This is a genomic window from Pseudarthrobacter raffinosi (assembly GCF_023913735.1).
GTDB lineage: Bacteria > Actinomycetota > Actinomycetes > Actinomycetales > Micrococcaceae > Arthrobacter > Arthrobacter raffinosi.
This window is the reverse complement of sequence record NZ_JAMXBH010000029.1, coordinates 34,496-48,511: the sequence shown is the minus strand read 5'-3', so window position 1 is coordinate 48,511 and position 14,016 is coordinate 34,496. Positions and strand designations below refer to the sequence as shown.

The 14,016-nt window shown below is 65.8% G+C and carries 14 protein-coding genes and 1 pseudogene; 11 read left to right on the top strand and 4 right to left on the bottom strand.

Annotated elements, in window-relative coordinates; all coding sequences use genetic code 11:
- Nucleotides 1–229 precede the first annotated feature (229 nt).
- The 3 genes from NG698_RS20250 to NG698_RS20240 all read left to right on the top strand — a co-directional run bounded on the left by NG698_RS20250 (nucleotide 230) and on the right by NG698_RS20240 (nucleotide 1,772).
- Nucleotides 230–448 carry a three-helix bundle dimerization domain-containing protein gene (locus NG698_RS20250; RefSeq protein ID WP_252598706.1) on the top strand — a complete coding sequence of 73 codons (219 nt, stop codon included), beginning with the start codon at nucleotides 230–232 and terminating at the stop codon, nucleotides 446–448.
- 242 nt (nucleotides 449–690) lie between these two features.
- Entirely contained in the window at nucleotides 691–1,125 is a 435-nt protein-coding gene (locus NG698_RS21845; RefSeq protein WP_252611989.1) for a cation:proton antiporter domain-containing protein, read from the top strand.
- Entirely contained in the window at nucleotides 1,083–1,772 is a 690-nt protein-coding gene (locus NG698_RS20240) for a cation:proton antiporter domain-containing protein (RefSeq protein ID WP_252611987.1), read from the top strand. Before NG698_RS21845 ends, NG698_RS20240 begins: the two co-directional genes overlap by 43 nt.
- A gap of 201 nt (nucleotides 1,773–1,973) precedes the next feature.
- On the opposite strand, the gene NG698_RS20235 is transcribed toward NG698_RS20240, so the two are convergent.
- From NG698_RS20235 to NG698_RS20225, 3 genes and pseudogenes are all read right to left on the bottom strand, one after another.
- On the bottom strand, nucleotides 1,974–2,372 hold the full coding sequence (locus tag NG698_RS20235; protein ID WP_374209900.1) for a DUF202 domain-containing protein: 399 nt from the start codon (nucleotides 2,370–2,372) through the stop codon (nucleotides 1,974–1,976).
- A pseudogene (locus tag NG698_RS20230) lies at nucleotides 2,352–2,570 on the bottom strand (YidH family protein); the annotation flags it as partial. The pseudogene NG698_RS20230 and the gene NG698_RS20235, both read right to left, overlap by 21 nt.
- Nucleotides 2,571–3,060: 490 nt before the next feature.
- Nucleotides 3,061–4,134, bottom strand: a complete 1,074-nt coding sequence (locus tag NG698_RS20225; RefSeq protein ID WP_445260444.1) for a DNA polymerase IV — start codon at nucleotides 4,132–4,134, stop codon at nucleotides 3,061–3,063.
- A 502-nt stretch (nucleotides 4,135–4,636) separates the two neighbouring features.
- On the opposite strand from NG698_RS20225, the gene bioB reads away from it, so the two are divergent.
- From bioB to NG698_RS20200, 6 genes are all read left to right on the top strand, one after another.
- Nucleotides 4,637–5,662 carry a biotin synthase BioB gene (bioB, locus tag NG698_RS20220; RefSeq protein ID WP_252598705.1) on the top strand — a complete coding sequence of 342 codons (1,026 nt, stop codon included), beginning with the start codon at nucleotides 4,637–4,639 and terminating at the stop codon, nucleotides 5,660–5,662.
- Entirely contained in the window at nucleotides 5,659–5,922 is a 264-nt protein-coding gene (gene bsaP / locus NG698_RS22060) for a biotin synthase auxiliary protein BsaP (protein WP_445260443.1), read from the top strand. The genes bioB and bsaP overlap by 4 nt, the downstream gene beginning before the upstream one ends.
- Nucleotides 5,919–7,292: an adenosylmethionine--8-amino-7-oxononanoate transaminase gene (locus NG698_RS20215; protein ID WP_252611985.1), complete on the top strand. Its 1,374-nt coding sequence runs from the start codon at nucleotides 5,919–5,921 to the stop codon at nucleotides 7,290–7,292. Before bsaP ends, NG698_RS20215 begins: the two co-directional genes overlap by 4 nt.
- 8 nt (nucleotides 7,293–7,300) lie before the next feature.
- Nucleotides 7,301–8,488, top strand: a complete 1,188-nt coding sequence (locus NG698_RS20210; protein WP_374209985.1) for an aminotransferase class I/II-fold pyridoxal phosphate-dependent enzyme — start codon at nucleotides 7,301–7,303, stop codon at nucleotides 8,486–8,488.
- Nucleotides 8,485–9,162, top strand: coding sequence for a dethiobiotin synthase (gene bioD, locus NG698_RS20205; RefSeq protein WP_252598702.1), 678 nt, complete (start codon nucleotides 8,485–8,487; stop codon nucleotides 9,160–9,162). Before NG698_RS20210 ends, bioD begins: the two co-directional genes overlap by 4 nt.
- A gap of 65 nt (nucleotides 9,163–9,227) precedes the next feature.
- On the top strand, nucleotides 9,228–10,445 hold the full coding sequence (locus tag NG698_RS20200) for a cytochrome P450 (protein ID WP_252611983.1): 1,218 nt from the start codon (nucleotides 9,228–9,230) through the stop codon (nucleotides 10,443–10,445).
- A gap of 726 nt (nucleotides 10,446–11,171) precedes the next feature.
- Here NG698_RS20200 and NG698_RS20195 read toward each other — a convergent pair.
- The gene (locus NG698_RS20195) at nucleotides 11,172–11,375 is read right to left on the bottom strand and encodes a hypothetical protein (protein WP_104061341.1); all 204 of its coding nucleotides are present in this window, start codon (nucleotides 11,373–11,375) and stop codon (nucleotides 11,172–11,174) included.
- Nucleotides 11,376–11,812: 437 nt separating this feature from the next.
- Between NG698_RS20195 and NG698_RS20190 the strand changes: the two genes are divergently transcribed.
- Together NG698_RS20190 and NG698_RS20185 are read left to right on the top strand one after the other, a co-directional pair.
- Nucleotides 11,813–12,205: an LpqB family beta-propeller domain-containing protein gene (locus NG698_RS20190; RefSeq protein WP_308216154.1), complete on the top strand. Its 393-nt coding sequence runs from the start codon at nucleotides 11,813–11,815 to the stop codon at nucleotides 12,203–12,205.
- An 8-nt stretch (nucleotides 12,206–12,213) separates the two neighbouring features.
- Nucleotides 12,214–13,917 carry a DUF5671 domain-containing protein gene (locus NG698_RS20185; RefSeq protein WP_252598700.1) on the top strand — a complete coding sequence of 568 codons (1,704 nt, stop codon included), beginning with the start codon at nucleotides 12,214–12,216 and terminating at the stop codon, nucleotides 13,915–13,917.
- Nucleotides 13,918–14,016: the final 99 nt, after the last annotated feature.

Here is a 14,016-nt window from a genome sequence, read left to right as displayed (position 1 = left end):
GGTACCGGGTGCGGGTGAACCTGCAGCACGTCCCCGAACCGGAGCGTCCGCCACAGGAGGAGCTCATCGCCGACTACGACCCGTGGGCCGGCAAGCAGTGGCCCGGGCGCCCGGGATCCTGACACCGCAACGGAAACCGGACGTGCGCGCGTCGAGCGGGTCTTCAGCGCTTCCCCCATCCCAGCAAAATGTGATAGACGCCACAAGTCTTCGGCATCAAACTAGTTGGATGGAAGATACGGAGAAGCACGACACCATCGCCAAAGTCAGCGACCTCCTCGCCGCACGCTATCCCGACGCACCCCGGCCGCTGGTTGTCCGGGTCGTCACAGAGGAGTACGAAACACTGGATGCCGGCCGGATCCGGACCTACATCCCGACCCTTGTCGAACACGGCGCCAGGAACAAACTCCACCGCCAGTTCTCCCGGCGGAACAGGGAAACCTGACGTCCCGCCGAACCTCGTCCTCAGCTGGTCAGGGTCGCGCCATCTCACTCGCAGGTCCCTTGGGGCGTCGATGCCCTCGAAGGAGCCATCACCCAACCTGCCTTGCGTTCCTTGCCCGGTTGGTACCTGATCGCCTCCGCTGACCGGATGATCCCACCGGTCGCGCAACATGCCATGGCGGGACGAGCCGGTTCAACCGTGTCCGAAGTCGCGGCAAGCCACTCGGTTTATATCTCATGGGGGTGGCCAGCCGGATGGACCCGCGGGCTAACGCTTTCGCCCACCGCGATCGTCAGTACGACTTCCTGATCGTGTCCCAGTGGGAGGTGGCTGTTATGGCGCCATCCCCAACAGTGGCGGTAGCTTTGGATTACTTTTCCTTCGAAGCAGCCGAGCTACCGGAGGTACCGCCGATGGATGGCTTGTCGACGTCAATGGTTCTGATCGCCTTGCTGGCTATCGCGGCGCCCCTTGCGGCCCGTTTCCTTGATCGGGTGGTCAAGGTGCCGATCGTGGTCTTCGAAATTGTCCTCGGAATCATGCTCGGCCCCAGCCTGTTGGGATGGATCCAACCCGCCCAGTTCACGGATACGCTCGCCGATTTCGGGCTGGCCATGCTCTTCTTCGTTGGCAGTTGGGCCCGGCAACAGCTATACCCCTCGGGTTTGTTCTCCTGACCGGCCTGGCGATTTATCTCGCGTCGCGCGCACGGCACTCACTGCTCCATTCCCAGGTCACCAGGACCCTCCACACCAGCGGCCAGTTCGCCCTCCGGTCCATCATCTTTATCCTCACTGTGCTCGTTGTACTCAGCATGGTCCTGGGACTCGACATGCTGTTGGGTGCATTCGCCGCCGGAGTCCTCTGGAAAGTCGCCATCGCGCGCGCTCCCGAGCAAGACCGGAAAGTCATTGAGGGGAAAATCGACGCCATCGCTTTCGGATTCCTGGTGCCGCTCTTCTTCATCGACACAGGCATAGACTTCGACCTACGCGCGCTAACCGCCAGCCCCGCAGCTCTCGCACTGGTCCCCCTGTTCCTGCTCCTCCTGCTCATCATCCGAGGTCTGCCGTCGCTTCCCGCTGCTCCCCCAAAGTCCAGCCATGCCGACAAGCGGGCCATCATCCTGTTTGGTGCAACAGGATTGCCGATTGTCGTGGCGGTGACAGGCATTGGCCGGGACGAGGGGCTGATCTCAGGCGGAATCGCCTCCGCCCTCGTTGGAGCGGGAATGCTATCGGTGCTCCTGTTTCCGCTGCTCGCAGTCCGCCAGCATCAACGCAGACCATCGGAGACGTCGGCCCGGCAGAAGGAAAGCCCCTAGGAGACCGGACGAGGCGGGAATCGCGGCTCAGCGTGCACGCGGCCAGCCGGTGTTGGTCTCCGCCAGGTAGGCGCGGCCGTGCCGCCGTGGGCGGCGTCAGTGCCACAGTGGAAATGCCGGACGACGGCGGCAGCCGCCACCGAGCGGATCTCACCAGAGTTGTCGGCCGAGAGCGCGGGACGAGAACCCGGATGCTGGACGCTAGCCCGTGAACAGGATGATCAGGCCCAGGATCCCCATCAGCAGAGCGGAGCCGCTGGACCAGAAGACGGCAGCCACGTCTGAGTGAAACTGTTCCGCCGCGATGCCCCTGACGCGCGCGGAATAGCGGCCGCGCTGTGTGGCGTAAAAGCTGACCGCGATGGTGCCCGCCACCGCGATGAGAATCAGAATCCAGAAACGGTAGTGAGGCAGCCAGCGCAGGAAAACCAGCGCGGCGGCAAAAAGAGCCATCGCGGTCCGGCCCCAGCAGAGCACCGTGCGCTCGGGTTGGAGCCCGGGGTCCTGGTGCGTGGGAGCAGCTCGAGCTCCCGGCATTAGTTCAGTGCGATCAGGATGATCACCACAGCTGCAGTGACCGGCGCCGGCACTGATCAGCATCCCGATAGCTACCAGGAGTAGGGCCAGCGCTTTGCGCAAGGGTTCGGGGAATGCCTCAATCGCGAAGGCTTCCAGCGCCAGCCCGCCGGCGAGAAAGGCCAGGGCGGTGCGGACCCAAGCCAGGAAGGTTCGCTCGTTGGCCAGGGTGAACCGCGGGTCCGGCTCTACGCCGCCGGGCAGCACTCTTCGGGCCACCAGCCGCGTCCTTGATCCGGCTCGGTCATCGTTCTCCTTACGGTGCGGGGTTTCCCCATTCGTATGCCGCCGGAATAGCTTGGTTCGGTGCCGACATCTGCCGGCCCTGCGCGGACCAGGCTTAGCGAATCCCGCTGTCAACAACCAGCGTGATGTGAACGGGCCTGTCCGAGATGACCACAAGCTCGGTAGCCGTCGACTTTGGTCGCCCTGATTACATAACGTCCGTCAGGCAGCGTCAGATGGAAGGCACCGGTGCTATCGGTTTGTGTTGAGCCCCGGACGGCGTCCCCGTCCAAAGCCACAACCGCGGCCCCTGATACTGGGCGCGGTGGACACTCCTGACCAACACGTTCGACGGGACAGACCGGGGCGGTCAGGACCACACCGGCAACGTCCCCGGAATGCCCCGTGACCGGACCGCTTGGACTGGTGCACCCGCACAACCACAGGACGGCGGCCAATAAAACCCAGACGGAACACTTCATCTCACTCACCAACCGCCCCGCGTAGGCGTATGTCCCTTTCGGGCATCGTCGGGCATGGCCATTTCGGCCCGCAGGCCTAGGAGTCGGATCGGACGGCCCGCTTCGATTCCTGCTGCGAGGCCCAAAGCCCTCGCGAGAATTTCCTCCCGGTCGAATGTCTCGGGAATCTTCCTCCCGTGGTTCTTGGTCACGAACGGCGCGTACCGAACCTTCAGAGTCAGCCCAACCACGGGCCGTCCTTCAGCCACAACATCCTCAAGGACACGCGCTGTCAGCTCCCTCACGGCGTCGTCCACCTGGGCGGGCTCGGTCAGGTCCCGCTGGAAGGTGGTCTCCCGGCTATGCCCGCGGGCAACCCACGGCGTATCGTCCACAACGCTGGCGCCGTCCCCGCGTCCGAGCTCCGCGTACCAAGGACCCATCCTGGGGCCAAACTCCGGAACCAGGTTCTGGGGGTCGGACGCGGCGAGCTCGGCCACTGTATTGATGCCGAGCTTGGCCAGCCGGCCCGACACCTTGATTCCGACACCCCACAGGTCCTTGGTGGGCCGACTGCCCATAACGTCGAGCCAGTTCCCGGCAGTGAGGCGGAAAACGCCGGCCGGCTTGCCGAATCCGGTGGCGACCTTGGCTCGGACTAACGTGTCGCCGATGCCCACGCTGCAATGCAGCTGCGTTCGCTCCAGGACAGCCGCCTGCACCTGCCGGGCGTAGGCTTCCGGATTCTCTGTCTCAGTGCCCATAAAGGCTTCATCCCAACCCAGCACCTGCAGGGTGGCGCCGGGCTGCGCGCGCAGCGTAGCCATCACCGTTTCAGACGCCGCGAGGTAAGCCTCCTGATCGACGGGCAGGATCACAGCGTCGGGCACTTTCCGGGCCGCAATGCGTAAGGGCATCCCGGAACCCACACCGAACGCCCTGGCTTCGTAGGATGCGGTCGATACCACCGCTCGTTCCGTGGGGTCCCCCCGACCGCCGACAATTATCGGCTTCCCCGCAAGCTCCGGCCGCCGGAGCACTTCGACCGCCGCGATGAACTGGTCGAGATCGACATGCAGCACCCACCGGATTCCGCTCACGCCACCAGTCTGCCCTAAACATCCCTGGCCAGCATCCGCTCTCCCCCGAGCCTGGCTGCTGAGCCTGCGGCCTCCTGACCTTCATTGAATTCCAGCGCCGCCGAACACCATCACAGGGGCGGAGCGATGCTCTAGTGGTGTGTCTCAGTTTTGCTTGACGGCTTGGAGTGCAACTCGTCCGCGCGCGACTTTTTCGAGAATGGATTCCGCTGTCGCCGTCCACACCAAGGGAACGGAACTATCCCCCCGCTGGCGGAGCACTGTCACGATGTCAGCCGGTCAGCGATGCTACGGCCCAGCCTGGACAGATCTGCCACCATCACCACATTGCCCGGCTGCAGGTAGTCAAGACATTCCGTCCAGCGTCCCGTCGCTTGGGTATTGGTCCTTCTAATTTCAGCTTCACCACTTTGTCGAAACCCAACAAAATCTCGCTTGTAACTGGGAACTAGCGTTTGTTCCGAGGCAATATCCGCAGCTATGCACCCCCAAAGGACTATCGATGACGATGCAGCCAGAGCTCCAGGCCAACCCCGGCCCAATCCTCGAGACCGCCCGGAACCAGGTTCTGGAGCAGGGCATCGGCCTCTCCGAAAGCCAGCTTCTGGAAATCCTCAGGCTACCGGACCGGGATCTGCCCGCCGCCCTGCAGCTGGCCCACGAGGTCCGGCTGCGGCACTGCGGTGAGGACGTGGAGGTGGAAGGCATCATCTCGATCAAGACGGGCGGTTGCCCCGAGGACTGCCACTTCTGCAGCCAGTCCGGCCTCTTCGACTCCCCCGTCCGTGGCGTCTGGCTCGACATTCCCGAACTCGTCAAGGCCGCGAAGGAAACCGCTGCAACGGGAGCCACCGAGTTCTGCATCGTCGCCGCCGTCCGCGGCCCCGACATCAAGCTGATGAACCAGATCAAGTTCGCGATCGACCGGATCAACGAAGCCGTGGACATCAACATTGCCTGCTCCCTGGGTATGCTCACCCAGCGCCAGGTGGACCAGCTCGCCAGCTGGGGCGTCCACCGCTACAACCACAACCTCGAAACTGCCCGCAGCTACTTCCCGGAGGTCGTCACCACCCACAGCTACGAGGAGCGCCTGGACACCTGCAACATGGTTAAAGACGCCGGCATGGAACTGTGCTGCGGCGCCCTGATCGGCATGGGCGAGAGCCTGGAGCAGCGCGCGGAACTCGCCGCCCAGCTCGCGGCCCTCGAACCCCACGAAGTCCCGCTGAACTTCCTCAACCCCCGCCCTGGAACCCCGCTGGAAAACCAGGGCATCATGGACGGCAAGGACGCCCTCCGCGCGATCGCCGCGTTCCGCCTTGCGATGCCCCGCACCGTGCTGCGCTACGCCGGCGGACGGGAGCTGACCCTCGGCGACCTCGGAACCAAGGCAGGCCTCATGGGCGGCATCAACGCCGTCATCGTCGGCAACTACTTGACCACCCTGGGCCGCCCGGCAGACGCCGACCTGAACCTGCTCGTCGAGCTGAACATGCCCATCAAGGAACTCCAGAAGACACTATGATCCCCCACCGCTCCCCAGGCTCGACAGGCTCAACCACCGGCGATGCAGCAACCGCAACCACGGCTGAGTTCTGCGGGCACTGCGGTGAACCGTCCGACGTCGGCGCCGGCCCGGCGTCGGACGTTCACCACCGTTGCGGCGAACGGCTCGCAATGGAGCCGCCGCGGTACTGCGCCGCCTGCCGGCGCCGCATGAAAGTCCAGGTGACTCCGTTGGGCTGGACCGCCGAATGCTCCCGCCACGGAATGCTCGCACCATGAGTGGCGAGACACCGCCGGGCCTGATCCAGCGGGACCGCGCCAGGCTTTGGCACCCCTACGCGCCGGCGTCCCCGGATCTTCCGCTGTGGGAGGTCGAGGCGGCCGACGGCGTGCGGCTGCGGCTTCGGGCCGAGGACGGCGCACGCCACGAGGTGGTTGATGCGATGTCCTCGTGGTGGTCGGTGATCCACGGCTACCGCAACCCTGTGCTGGACGCCGCCGCGCGGCGGCAGCTAGAGAGTTTCAGCCATGTGATGTTCGGCGGACTCACGCACGCCCCGGCGGTGGAACTGGCCGAGCAGCTGGTGGACATGGCCCCGTCCGCGCCCGGCCGGCCGGGCTTGGAGCGGGTATTCCTTGCGGACTCGGGTTCGGTCGCAGTGGAGGTTGCACTGAAGCTGGCGGTGCAGTTCCAGACCGCGTCCGGGCACCCGCTGAGGCAGCGGTTCCTGAGCATCCACGGCGGGTACCACGGCGATACGTTCGCGGCGATGGGTGTCTGTGATCCCGTGGACGGGATGCACTCCGCGTTCCCGGGCCTGCTGGCCGGCAACGTGTTCGCGCCCCGTCCCCCGGCAGCCGCCTCCGCGACCCCGGAAACCGTGCGTGCGTGGGCGTCCGAACTCGGGGACATCGCGGCGGCGCATTCCGGGGAGCTGGCCGCGATCATCGTCGAACCGGTCCTGCAGGGTGCCGGCGGCATGCACGCGTACCCGGCCGAATGCCTGACAGTACTGCGGCACGTGGCGGACCGGCATGGCCTGCTGCTCATCTTCGATGAGATCGCCACCGGTTTTGGCCGCACCGGCGAGCTGTTCGCGGCCGATCATGCCGGCGTCGTGCCGGACATCATGTGCGTGGGCAAGGCACTGACCGGCGGCTACCTGACCCTCGCCGCCATGGTCTGCACCGCGGAGATTGCGTCGACTGTGTCCCGCGGCCAGGCCGGTGCGCTGCTGCACGGCCCCACCTTCATGGGCAACCCGCTGGCATGTGCGGTTGCCAACGCCAGCCTCGGCATCATCGGCGACGGCGGCTGGCGGGCCGACGTCGCCCGGATCGGCGCCGGCCTCGAAACAGGGCTCGCTCCCGCCCTGGACCTTGAGGCGGTCCGGGATGTCCGCACCATCGGCGCCGTCGGAGTCATCGAGCTGCACGACGCCGTCGACGTAGCCGCGGTCACCGCCGCGGCCATCCGGCACGGGGTCTGGGTCCGGCCGTTCCGGAACCTCGTCTACACCATGCCCCCGTACATCAGCACCGCAGCGGACATTGAACAGATCACGGCGGGCATGACGGCCGCCGTCGCCGAAGTACACGGACGCGTCGTACATGAGCGCGTCCCGGCACGGGCGGGAGGTGCGGCATGAGCCGCTCCATGATCCAGTGGCTCGAGCGGCAGGCCGCGGTCCGGGACCGCCGGGGCCTGGTCCGCCGCCCGCTCCCCCGTGCCGCGGACGAACAGTTCATCGACCTGGCCAGCAACGACTATCTGGGCCTCGCGGCGGACCCTCGGGTTGCCGAGGCCGCTGCGGCGGCCGCGTCGCTGTGGGGCGCGGGCGCCACGTCCTCGCGCCTGGTGGGCGGAACCACCCGGCTGCATCTGGACCTCGAGGAGGAACTGGCCCTGCTGGCGGGGATGGAAATGGCGTTGGTGTTCTCCTCCGGCTACCTGGCAAACATCGGTGTGATCACGGCGCTCGGTGGCCCCGGAACCCTGATCATTGCGGACGAACACTGCCACGCCTCCATGATCGACGGTTTCCGGCTCAGCCGCTCCCGCACCGAATCGTTCACCCACAACAGCGTGGAGGACGCCGGCCGCCTGCTTGCCGGCCGGTCGGAGCCGCGGGCGCTGATCGCCGTCGAATCCCTCTACAGCGTCCTCGGCGACGAAGCCCCGCTCGCTGCCCTGCTGGCCCTGGCCGAGGACCACGACGCCGTGCTGCTCATCGATGAGGCCCACAGCCTCGGAGTCATCGGCACCGGTGACTTCCAGGGCCGCGGCGCGGTGGCCGGAACCTTCCTTGCCGGGCACCCGAATGTGGTCGTGACCGCGACGCTGTCCAAGGCCCTGGGCAGCCAGGGCGGAGCGGTCCTGGGATCCGCCCTGCTGCGGGAACACCTGCTCAACCGGGCACGCAGCTTCATCTTCGACACCGGGCTGGCGCCGGCCTCCGCCGCCGCAGCCCTCGCGGCGGTGCGGATCATCCGGGATGAGCCCTGGCGGGCGGAATCCGTGCGAAGCAACGCTGCAGCCCTGGCCGCCGGGCTTGGCCCTGCCCTTGCAGCCCGCGGCGCCGTCGTCGAGCAGACAGCGGCCGACCGGGCCGCCGTCGAGCAAACGGCGGGGGCCGTCCAGTCCATCGCCATGCCGTCCGCCGCATCAGCCCTGGCAGCTGCCGAGGCGGCGCGGACTGCCGGTGTCCGGATCGGATGCTTCCGCCCACCGTCCGTTCCGGACGGAATCTCCCGGCTGCGGCTCACCGCCCGTGCCACCCTGACGCACGAGGAAATCGAAGACAGCTGCGCAGTGCTGCGCGGCATTTTGGAGGAACTTCCATGAACCTGCCCGGCATCATCCTCGTAACCGGAACGGACACCGGCGTCGGCAAGACCATCACGACGGCGGCCCTCGCCGCCGTCCTCCACGGAACGGGGCGCAGCGTCGCGGTTTACAAACCGTGCCAGTCAGGAGCAGCCGACGGCGATTCCGACGCTGCCGAGATTGTCCGGCTCGCCGGCGCCGTGACAGCAGAAACCGGAGTTGTCCTGCAGGAGCCGCTGGCGCCCGTCGCCGCTGCCGCCGTCGACGGAACGCCGCTCCCAACGCTGGCTGCGCACGCCAAGAAGGTCCGCGAGCTCGCCGCGTCCCACGATCACGTCCTGGTGGAGGGCGCAGGCGGCCTGCTGGTGGAGTTGGATTCCGACGGCGGCACCCTGGCGGAGCTTGGATCCCTCCTGGCGGCCGCATTTGTGCTGGTCGCCCGGCCGGGGCTCGGTACCCTGAACCACACCGCCCTGACCCTCGAAGCGCTGGACGCGCGGGACCTGCAGGTCCTTGGGGTGGTGCTCGGAAGCTGGCCCGGAAAACCCGACTTCGTACACCACAGCAACCGGCAGGTGCTCGATTCGTTGCGGGCGCCCTTGCTCGGCGCCCTTCCCGAGCAGGCCTCGGAACTGCCCCCGGCTGCTTTCCGCGCCGGTGCGGCTGCATGGCTGAACGGCCTGCCCGCATGAATCCGGCGATGATGACCGCCAGAACCGAGAAGCCGCGGGTGGGAGGTCCGGGACAGACGGAGACCATGCGTCAGACGGAAGGCTCCGACGGGGCCCGCTGCCCGTACCTCGTGGTGCGCGACCCGGACGCGGTCCGCGAAGTGCTGCACCGGCCTGCCGACTTCAGCCCCGCGAATGCCCTGGTCGCCGTGACGCCACTGGAAGGGCCCGCCCTGCGCGTGCTGCAGCGCGTCCGCTTTGCGTTGCCTCCCGTGCTGGCCAGCAACGACACGGACACACACGCCGGGATCCGCAAGGTCGTGGCGGGCTTTTTCACCCCTGCCACGGTCGCCGCCATGGAGCCGCGGATCCGGGAGCTGGCCCAGGAAGCGGCACGAAACGCCGCGGACCAGCTCGGCTTCTCCGGAAGCGTGGACCTCGTGCAGGCGGTGGCTGCTTTTCCCCCGGCAGTCGTCATGCTCGAACTCCTCGGGCTGCCCGTTCGGGATCTTGCGGACCTCAAGCGGTGGGGCCGTGAGTCCATGGAGCTGTTCTGGGGCTGGCCGGACCAAGACCGGCAACTCGAACTGGCCCACAGCGCCGCAGATTTCTACGTCTGGCTGCGGAAGCTCGTCGCGGAATCCAGGGCGGCCCCCGGACGGAACCTGTTCAAATCCTTGGCAGAGCACGGCCTGTCGACGACTGAAATCTGCTCGCTGGGCTACTTCCTGCTGATCGCCGGACAGGAAACAACCACCCAACTGATCAGCACCACGCTGTTCCGGCTCCTGGAAGGGTCCACGCCCGTGGGCTGGAAGGACGCGGCATCCGACGCCGGTTCCAGGGCCATGGTCCGGCACGTGCTGGCCACCGAATCATCCGTCCCCACGTGGCGCCGGGTGGCAGCCCACGATACGAACCTCGGTGACGCCCGAATTCCTTCAGGCACCGAAATCCTCCTCGAACTCAGCGGCAACCAAATCACGTCACCGGCCGCACTCGCGAGCCAGTCCATGCCTGCGGAGACGGCCCACCGCGGTCAATCCACCAGCCATGGCATTGTTTTTGGCTCCGGCATCCACCGCTGCCTCGGCGCCAAGCTCGCCGAACTGGAGGCCGCCCTAGTTGTCCAGGAGACTGCCACTGCACTGACGGACGTGCAGCTGCAGGACCACCAGCCTGATTGGATCAGACTCCTGTCCTTCCAAGCACCCCGGACCGTCACGGTGGCGAACGGTCCACGTAGCTTTGGCGTCATTCGTAAGATATTCCTGCCCCGTGCTGCTTCTAGACGGCGCTGTTGATGCCACGGGTGATGCTGGTTTCCCGGCGGAAGGAGTCCCTCGAGTCCGTAGAGTCCAGGAGTGTGGTCTACGCGTCGGTCCGGTGGAACAGGCGGAGGTGACTTCCGTCGGTTATTAGGGTATGCGGTTGGCGGCCACCCGACGTTGTCCAGGGCGAGGGCCCGGGACAATTCAGGTGGTCGGGCGACGCTCTTGGCTGGTGCCTCATCTGCCCATTCCATAGAGCATGCGCACGTCAAGTTTTTGAGACAGTTTCGTCGTTGTATTTCGGTTACGCGGCCAAGGATTCCTGATCGAGGTGCGAGAAATTCTCGGCGACTGCGTTATCCCAGCATTACCCGGCTAGTAGCCCGGGATGCAGTGGATTGGCCGGTAACGATACAGCTGTTTCCGGAGGTCAGTTTCCGGAGTTGCAGAGCGTGGCGATCTCGTCGGGGAGACATGTCAGGCAGCTGAACGTACCCTCAGGCATTCCGTCTTCCAGGGCCCCATCCCTCGCGCAGATGCCGCTATGGCGGCCTCAACCGGCACGGTTCGCGGCCGCGGCGACGCGAGCTTCAGCGACAGCGGTGCTCAAATCATGGCGGTGGGCGTTAACGGAGAGCACGAGAGCCCACGCCGTGCGTTGTTGCCGTCGATCAGCGGGTGGAACCGCGCCACCGGCGCTGGCTTCACCGCCAGGTGCGGTTGCCTTCCACACCTATGACCGTTGCTTTACTTTCGCTGCTAACTGACAGGCGCCACGACGTCCTCAAGCATCGACCTGTCGAAAAAACGGACCTCGCCAGTTGCCTCGAAGAACACCGGAACCACTGATGTGTTCGGGTCCTTGGACGTTTCGTAGATGTCAGGTCCGCTTCCATGCTTCCGGGCGATTGTTCCAACCAGCCCGGTACCGCGAACGCGGACGGTTCGATATTTGTAGCTCATGTTGACCCCTTCGTCGACTAGGGCAACCCTACTCCTGAGACGTATTCGCAGGACCCATAGGAGCAGTCGAGGCACAGGAATCGCCAAATTCAGGGCCTACTTCGTACCAGAGCTCCTGTTCGCGCTCACTGTTGGCGGAATCCACCTGAGCGCGTTCGATCCTGATCTGGATTTTCATCCAGCTGGTGTTCGTGCCCTTCAGCATTCTCCAAGCCGTCTACTTTGCCGCCGGGGATGGCTGAACTTGGCTTCCTCCTACTGCGGCTGGGTCGCAGTGCCCCGCGGCAGGTCGAAATTCTCTGAGAATGCCGGCTCAGGGCCGGACGACACATACAAAGGGCTGCTGCTGCGCCATACTGACGGCATGAACGCTGCGACGAGAAAGCCCGAGCGGATTCTCCTCGCAATCCTTTCCGCAATTGCGCTGTTTGGTGATCGTGGCACTGGCAGTCGTTTTTACACGCGGCGAGCCAGAGGCACTGGACGGGTCGACACCCCAGGGAGTGGTCCAGCGTTACAGCACCGCGGTCATCGGCGGCGATACGGCCACAGCCAATTCCTACCTCACGGAAGCGGCCAGTTCCTCGTGCGGCGGCTTCCGTGAAAGCGGCCCGCTGCCCACCCGGGTGGTTTTGATCTCTGCCACAGAGCGGGACAACTCGGCTCTCGTGAAGGTCTCCGTCGTCAGTTCAGGTTCGGGCGGCCCGTTCGGACCGTCCGAGTACGAGATGGAGGATCGTTTCTCCCTGGTCAAGACAGATGGCAAATGGCTGATCGACCAGGCACCGTACCAGCTCCTGTCGTGCACCGGAACGTCCGTGAAGCCATGAATTCGGACGTGCCGACGACAATTTCAGCGGCAGGTTCCGCCCAACTCACCCTCCGCCGCCTGATCGTCTACGTACTGCTGTTCGCCTTGGTGCTGATCGCGGCGGTAGGGCTCAGTGGCCTCTTGGAGCGCCTGTTCAGCACGGGCGCGGTGCTGGCGTCAACCGATGTGGCCGGTGTGGCGCGTTCCCTTGCGTTCACGCTGATCGGAGGACCGCTCGCCGCGCTTCTGTGGTGGGTTGTCTGGAAAAGGCTCGACGACGGCGCGGAGCGCAGCTCAGTGGGGTGGGGCATCTACTTGTCTGCCATCTACGCGGTCTCACTGATCGCATCTGTGACGGCCTTCCTCGGGATGGCGGCGTCGTTCATCGGCCGGGCGGAACCTCAGTGGTATTCGCCCTTGTCGGATGGGCTTGTCTGGGCCGGCATCTTCGTCTGGCACCGCTGGATGTGGCGGCACCCCGTCAAACATCCAGTCCACCTTGAGGATGTCCCGGCGGTCATCGGTTTGGTTTTCGGCCTGGCGGTGGGCGCGGTTGCCGCCATCACGGCGTTGGGCGGCCTGCTTGACGTCGCGATCCGGGGGTACATCAGCCTCACCCCGGGCGGGGACGCGTGGTGGCAGTCGGCGCTCCGGGCGATGGTTTGGGCCATTGGCGGAAGTATGGTGTGGCGGTGGCACTGGCTTCGGGGCGGCGCGCGAAAACTGGACACCACTCTGGTGGATGTGGCGTTGATTGGTGTGGGGATCTTCGCGGCGGGCATCACAGCACTCGGTGGCGCCGGCGTCGTGGTTTTTGTGCTCCTCAGAACGGCATTCGATCGGGGTGAGCCTATGAACGAACTGCTGGCCCCGCTGGGTCCAGCCATCGCCGCCGCTGCCGTCGGTGCTTTGGTGTGGCGCTATCACCGCGTCAGCGGGGCTCATCGGTCTGTTGCCACCCGGCGTGCGAGTCGGCTGGTGACATCGGGGGTTGCCTTGGCAGCGGCTGCGTCCGGCGTCGGCGTAGTCATCAATGCTTCGCTTGCCATGGCCGTTTCACCCCTCGCGGGCAGCGGCACACGAACCCTCCTGCTGGGAGGTATCAGTTCCCTCGTTGTGGGCGGTCCTGTCTGGTGGCGGGCGTGGAGGCCTACGAGGCAACCGCGAACCGCGGACACTATTCCGCCAGGCAGGCGTGTTTACCTCGTAGCGTTCTTCGGCATCAGCGCGGTGGTCGCGCTGATCGCCCTCCTCGTCGTTGGCTACCGGCTCTTCGAGTTTCTGCTGGGTGAGGTAACCGGAGGCAGCCTCCTGGACCGTGTCCGCGCGCCGCTCGGTCTCCTGGTTGCGGCCGGATTCGTAGCCGCTTACCACTTTGCCCTGTGGCGCCGCGAGCACGTGCTCCTGGCAGCCGCCTCGCCGGCCTCGGCGCGAACCATTGATCACGTCACCATGGTGACGGCCGCCGATCCAGCGCCGCTGTCCAAAGCCATCACCACCGCGACAGGCGCCCAAGTCACTGTCTGGAAAAGAGCCGACGCCGGCGGCACAACGCTACCTGCCGGCGTCGTCTTCGCCTCGGAACCTGAGCTGGTTAGACGGGTGGTCGCTGCGCTTGCCGGTGTCGCCGCCGAGCGCGTCCTGCTGGTGATCGGGCCTGCGGACGGTCAAGTAGCTCGGATAGAGGTTATTCCCTTGGAAACCGCAAGGTCGTCGCGATTAGTTCCGTAACCCCCGTGCCTGGCCCTTGTCCCGCTGCAGATCCACAGCGGATTCTTGTCCTTTTGAATGGATTGACCCCGGAACCGCAAACAAAAATTGTGTGGCCGG

Excerpts from the sequence above, each read along its gene's own strand:
- NG698_RS20250 (WP_252598706.1), top strand. The coding sequence starts at position 230 with ATGGAAGATACGGAGAAGCACGACACCATCGCCAAAGTCAGCGACCTC.
- NG698_RS20235 (WP_374209900.1), bottom strand. The coding sequence starts at position 2,372 with ATGCTGATCAGTGCCGGCGCCGGTCACTGCAGCTGTGGTGATCATCCT.
- bioB (WP_252598705.1), top strand. The coding sequence starts at position 4,637 with ATGACGATGCAGCCAGAGCTCCAGGCCAACCCCGGCCCAATCCTCGAG.
- bsaP (WP_445260443.1), top strand. The coding sequence starts at position 5,659 with ATGATCCCCCACCGCTCCCCAGGCTCGACAGGCTCAACCACCGGCGAT.
- NG698_RS20215 (WP_252611985.1), top strand. The coding sequence starts at position 5,919 with ATGAGTGGCGAGACACCGCCGGGCCTGATCCAGCGGGACCGCGCCAGG.
- NG698_RS20210 (WP_374209985.1), top strand. The coding sequence starts at position 7,301 with ATGATCCAGTGGCTCGAGCGGCAGGCCGCGGTCCGGGACCGCCGGGGC.
- bioD (WP_252598702.1), top strand. The coding sequence starts at position 8,485 with ATGAACCTGCCCGGCATCATCCTCGTAACCGGAACGGACACCGGCGTC.
- NG698_RS20200 (WP_252611983.1), top strand. The coding sequence starts at position 9,228 with ATGCGTCAGACGGAAGGCTCCGACGGGGCCCGCTGCCCGTACCTCGTG.
- NG698_RS20195 (WP_104061341.1), bottom strand. The coding sequence starts at position 11,375 with ATGAGCTACAAATATCGAACCGTCCGCGTTCGCGGTACCGGGCTGGTT.